This is a genomic window from Pseudovibrio sp. Ad37, assembly GCF_001623075.1.
In the GTDB taxonomy this organism is placed as follows: domain Bacteria; phylum Pseudomonadota; class Alphaproteobacteria; order Rhizobiales; family Stappiaceae; genus Pseudovibrio.
The window spans coordinates 1-5,060 of sequence record NZ_LMCF01000059.1 but is presented as its reverse complement, the minus strand read 5'-3'; the positions used below and the strand labels follow the sequence as shown (position 1 = coordinate 5,060).

Annotated in this window: 5 protein-coding genes; 2 read left to right on the top strand and 3 right to left on the bottom strand. The window is 45.6% G+C overall.

What is annotated here, in order from left to right; genetic code table 11:
* A partial coding sequence (locus tag PsAD37_RS27500) for an integrase core domain-containing protein (RefSeq protein ID WP_153039653.1) occupies positions 1–142 on the top strand: 142 nt, incomplete at its 5' end.
* A 31-nt stretch (positions 143–173) separates the two neighbouring features.
* Here PsAD37_RS27500 and PsAD37_RS28355 read toward each other — a convergent pair.
* Positions 174–338, bottom strand: coding sequence for a hypothetical protein (locus tag PsAD37_RS28355; RefSeq protein ID WP_193778254.1), 165 nt, complete (start codon positions 336–338; stop codon positions 174–176).
* 78 nt (positions 339–416) lie between these two features.
* Here PsAD37_RS28355 and PsAD37_RS11340 point away from each other — a divergent pair, with 78 nt between their 5' ends.
* Positions 417–1,973 (top strand): alginate lyase family protein, encoded by a 1,557-nt coding sequence (locus PsAD37_RS11340; RefSeq protein WP_063296241.1) that lies wholly within the window; start codon positions 417–419, stop codon positions 1,971–1,973.
* A gap of 79 nt (positions 1,974–2,052) precedes the next feature.
* On the opposite strand, the gene PsAD37_RS11335 is transcribed toward PsAD37_RS11340, so the two are convergent.
* Both PsAD37_RS11335 and PsAD37_RS11330 read right to left on the bottom strand, forming a co-directional pair.
* Positions 2,053–3,456, bottom strand: coding sequence for a hypothetical protein (locus tag PsAD37_RS11335; RefSeq protein WP_063296240.1), 1,404 nt, complete (start codon positions 3,454–3,456; stop codon positions 2,053–2,055).
* Between the two features lie 251 nt (positions 3,457–3,707).
* Positions 3,708–4,853 carry a hypothetical protein gene (locus tag PsAD37_RS11330; protein ID WP_063296239.1) on the bottom strand — a complete coding sequence of 382 codons (1,146 nt, stop codon included), beginning with the start codon at positions 4,851–4,853 and terminating at the stop codon, positions 3,708–3,710.
* Between the last annotated feature and the right edge of the window lie 207 nt (positions 4,854–5,060).

The window sequence follows — 5,060 nt, the reverse complement described above, 5'->3', positions numbered from 1 at the left end:
TTACTCGTTGCGTGAAGCCCAAATAATCATCGAAAGGTGGAGGATACACTACAATACCAAACGCCCCCATAGTGCGCTGAACTTCCGCCCACCGGCTCCTGAAGTAATCATTCCAGTAGACCAAAGGCCAGTCATGCACTAACTTTCAAACCGGACCACTCAAGTGGGGCTGATCACTCTAAGGAAACATCAAGCGCATCAAACACACGCGAGGGCTCTTCATAAAGCTTCCAGTTGCCCTCACCAAACTCAGCATCAAGCCACTTTGTATCACCATCATAAATGATCGTGTTTTCGACTTCGCCGGTGTCTTTGTTCAGGATGTCATAATCAGGCATATCAAAATGCTCAAATTACTTCTTGCGGACAAACCTATCTCATAATAATGAGCATTCATATTGTATGGGGCAAAATGAATGATGCAGATATTATCAAAAATCAAGAAGTTAATGCAGCGTTGCAACCAACACTACAGTTCTGGTCCTACAGTCACCAATTCAGACCTTTCTTTAATTGCCGTGCAAACACGTCAACAGCAAGAAGACTATGGATTTAAGCCGAGGAAAGACCTCCCAGCATGGAGATTCTCTAATCAAATAGATTGGTCAGCAGATCCATTTTCTGACGTAAATTGGCGCTATCAACTACATGCTTGGAGAATGATGGACCCTATCCTACTGGAGCATGAAAAGAGCCCAAACCCACAACATCTTAATGATTGCATGAACATATTAAAGGACTGGGCGCAATACCACAAAACAAAAAAAACCCCTATGTCATATCACGACATGGCGACGGGCTTGCGAGCTTCAAGGATTGCGTTTTTTCAAGATCAGGCAAGGCTGGGTCTGTTGAAGTTATCACCTCATGACAAGCGCATTATAAAATCCTTAGCGAAACTACATATACGAACGCTTTTAGAAGAGGGCTTCATAGCAAATAATAACCATGGTTATTTCCAGCTATTTGGGTTAAAGCATCTTTCAGCCGTCAATAATGACAGAAAAGCCTCTCTTGTTGCAGACGTGAAAATGCAGCGACTTGTAGGGCAGCAGTTCACGAAACGTGGTACTCACAAAGAAAACTCCCCTAGTTATCATTACTTTACGCTATCTCGATTTAAGAAAATAGGTTTAGTAGATACTTTCCCTGGGTTGGGTTTTGAAGAAATCGTAAGAAACGCTCGTAAAATATCTCCCGATTTCGTTTTTCCTGACGGCTCTCTTGCTGCTATCGGTGACACGTGTGATAGCGTGCCGAAACCTAAACCACACTCATCTTATAAAGAAATCAACGGCATCGCGTGTGGATATTACGCAGTTAGGTCTCGTGCAGAAATGCTGTTTTTTACAGGGATGGCTCATAACGCCACACATAAGCATGCCGATGATTTGAGTTTTACCTATTTTTGTGATGATGAACACATTTTTATAGATAGTGGTAAATACGGTTACCAAAACGATAAATGGCGTGATTACTTCACATCTGCAGATGCACACAATACAATTGGTATTCTAAACAAACGCATAGGCCCTAAACAAGTTTTATTCAAGGGTAGCCTACTGCATGAAGGCGGGCGAAGTGGAAGAAAATTCTTTGTTCGAGGCACCGTACAGCGGCCTAAATTATTTGACCATACAAGACGCATTGATTTTTGCCCCGGCAACGAACTCAACATCCAAGATTATCTAAAACCTTATAAAGACTTTACATTCACAAGCAGTCTTCACCTAGCAGATCATCTTACTCCTGATAAAACAGATAACGGATTCAAAGTAAAACTTAAATCTGGACGTTTAATTTGTGCGACTGCGAGTAATGTTTCCAACATCGAGATCGTAAGAGGAAAAAAAGAACCTATATTAGGTTGGTATAGCCCAAGCTATTTAAAAATGGAGCCGATTAGTGTTGTACGCGCTATTGTAAAAGATTCCAGTAAACCTGTGACTTGGAACATAAACCTAGCCGTTTGATATAAATGATTATGTAGCACTAAGAGGCGACTACCGAGTACGCGCCTTAAATCACGCAATAAGGCGCGTACTCTAGTCATCATTTATATATGACTCCTCTAACGCTAAGAGTATTTGTCGCAAGTGCGTTGCCAGTGCCATAATTACCCACGCCACCAGTCATGGAAGTGACATACATGGTAGAGCCGCTGTTTATCGCCGCATCGGTTGGAGCGTCATCCTGTCCTTGCCTCATCCACGCTTCAGCCAAGTTAATGGTTGATAAGCGCTCAGCCCCCGCCCCCCATTCAGAGCAGCCCGTTATAGTTGCCTCATTTGCATTGATGGAAGATGCTTGAGAAGCAAACAAACCAATTTTTGCACCCGATCCATTGAAGTTTGGGGCCTCGACCCTAGACGTTCCTTCTGCAAAAATACAACTATCTCCGCAGTTCTCTGCTATTCCTTGCCGAGCGTTTAACGTAGATCCGTGGTAGGCCATGAATCCATTAAGAGACCCGCTTGCATTACCGCCAACGGCTGAGAGAATACTTGCCTCATAAGACCTGAAACCGCAATATCCTGCATTTTGTGCTTCTGCACCATCCGCATCGACAATACCTGCATCCGAAGCTCTAATGGCGTGACGATAACAATCGTTAGCCTTGCCATCTTTAAACGATAAATAGCCGCCATGGGCACCCTGAGCACCATAATACATGCTACCAGATACATCAGCGCCTTCCGCGAACACAGCTCCGCCCCAGCTAGTAATACCTGCTCCAGTCGTATTGACTTGCGCACAACCCGTAAAAATAGCCCCTTGGGCGTAAGCCGTGCTGCCGAGCGCGAGAAGTCCGTTACCGTAGCAGTTCTTAACTCCCTTACCTGGGTAAATAAATGCCGTTGATCCGTGCCTAAGATTGACGCCTCCGCTAATCCTCCCATTTGCATTAATTAGGGTATTAAGCCTCGGCATAGCCGCGCCAAGGACATAAAAAAGACGGTCACCTTCCTTCATTGACGAAGCAACTAAGACCTCTTCGGCTTCCGAGCTGATTGTTAGATGAGAGAAATCGACATACGAAAGCGATACTGTTTCAGTAAACTCAAACCCGTCTTCTAATATTATTTCAACGTTATTGAAGCTTCTTGGCCCTAAGTAGGCTAACGCCTCATTGAGTGTAGAGAAATCGGCAGGGACCCGAAAAATCTCTTTACCAAGATGAGTTTGAGCGTCTCGCACACCAGTTGGCGAAAAATGAGCTCCTGTCTTATCCTCTAAAGTGCCAATCACTGCATTCAAAGATCTTTTGAACTTATAACTCCCTCCTACACCCTGTATTGAATGCAGAGTAATGAAATCAACATTCGGATCAACAGCTGTAGCTAACAGCTCTTGCTCATTCGCAAACGGAACACCCATTTTATTGAGATAATCAACCACCTCTCCTTGCTTCACAGGTTGTCCAAATTTCCATATTTCACTCGGTGTTTTAAGCATTACGTCGCCCATAAAAAAGGCCAGCTAAAGCTGGCCGTATCAGTTAATAGTGAGTATGATTTACTCAGGTTAAGCCACAGTAACAGGACTTGCTGCAGCTTCGTCGCTTTCAATTACCGTGCTTCCGTTTTGGTAAAATCCGGCTGCCCAGTAGTAGTATGAGCCTGCGGCTACCATGTCCGTGTAAGTTCGATCTAGACCAGACGCAGAGAAGTCCTCACGAACAACCGCCGCCTGAGCAAAGTCATTTATTATTGCTCGGTAAATTCTGACCCGGAATGATTTGCTGAGTTGGCGTTGGTCCATGAGAGATCAACAACACCTACGCCTCCAACTGCAGAAAAATCACTTGGCGCATCAGGCGCGGGAACGTCCGGCACTTCAACCCCGTTGAGAAACTGGTAGTCAAGCTGCACAGAAGGGACAAAATTTCGAACTCTAACGATTGCCTCTGACCCGGCTGGCGCCGGACTGTAGGTCGCCGCCCTATCCTGTGTGTCATCCTTAACCAGTATCCACGTTGTGCCATCGTCAAAGCTGATATCAACATCCTGAGTGTATCTTTCTGGTACTTCTGACCTGTCTGACGCAATCCAAGCAATATCAATCGATCTTACGCCGCCCACCTCTCTTACCGTTGCTACGATATCTAGAGGAATGTCATTTGCACCGCGAGGCACATTTAAAATCGTCACAGGTGTGTATTGCTCATCCTCTTCAGGGTTCCAGATGGTTGCATTTTGAGAGATTACCTTAAATTCAACCCGGTTTAGTCCGGTGTCGTCGTCATACTCAAACGGCTTTTCAGAAACAGCCACACCGGCAAGTCCCAGCTCTGTCCTTAGCTCGTAGGTGTTGGAACTTAGGAGTTGAAGAGCCTGCATCCCTGTCCTGAACTCGCCTGATAAGACCGGATTGCCGCCGTAATACTCCATCTTGGCAACACGCATAGCCTGCGTTGCCGATGGGATAAGGTACATCTGGCGACTTGCTACCAGCTCGCGTCCGTCTTCTGCCAATGCCGCCGCGCTAGCCCATGAAGCTTCATCTTCCTGATGTTCTTCATTGGTGTAGCTGATCTTAACTGTGTTGTATTTACCAAGGTCTTTACGCCCGCCCTCGATAGACAGGCCAAACAGATCAGCTTGAGACTCATCAATCACAAACGAAGGTTGAGAGCAAATCTTTTTACGGATAGCCCATCGACCTAGTCCATCCTGAAAAATTTCACCATTGCAGCATTCAAGAATCTGCTCCATCCGGTCAGCATAATCTTGCCCCATGGTCACAACACCACGTGTGCGCCATCTTTTTTCTGTGCTGCCAATTTTTAGGGGGACTAGTTCATCGCAGTAGTCTGCAAAAGCCTTGAAACTCTCTAGATCAAATAAGTCCACATCATCAGGCTCTACGCCTTCGATAGTGGACAGTTCATCAAGCGCGCACAGGCTGGAGTTGTCAGTTTCCTTTACCTGCCTGTCAATGAGCGTTCAAAATTGATCCGGCATCATCATTTAAAATTGACCCACCTTGGTTGGCACAAATCCAGCAGGCGAACAGCTCTCATCTAGCAGGTTCGTCTGCTGGCTTTGTGCCAACCAAGG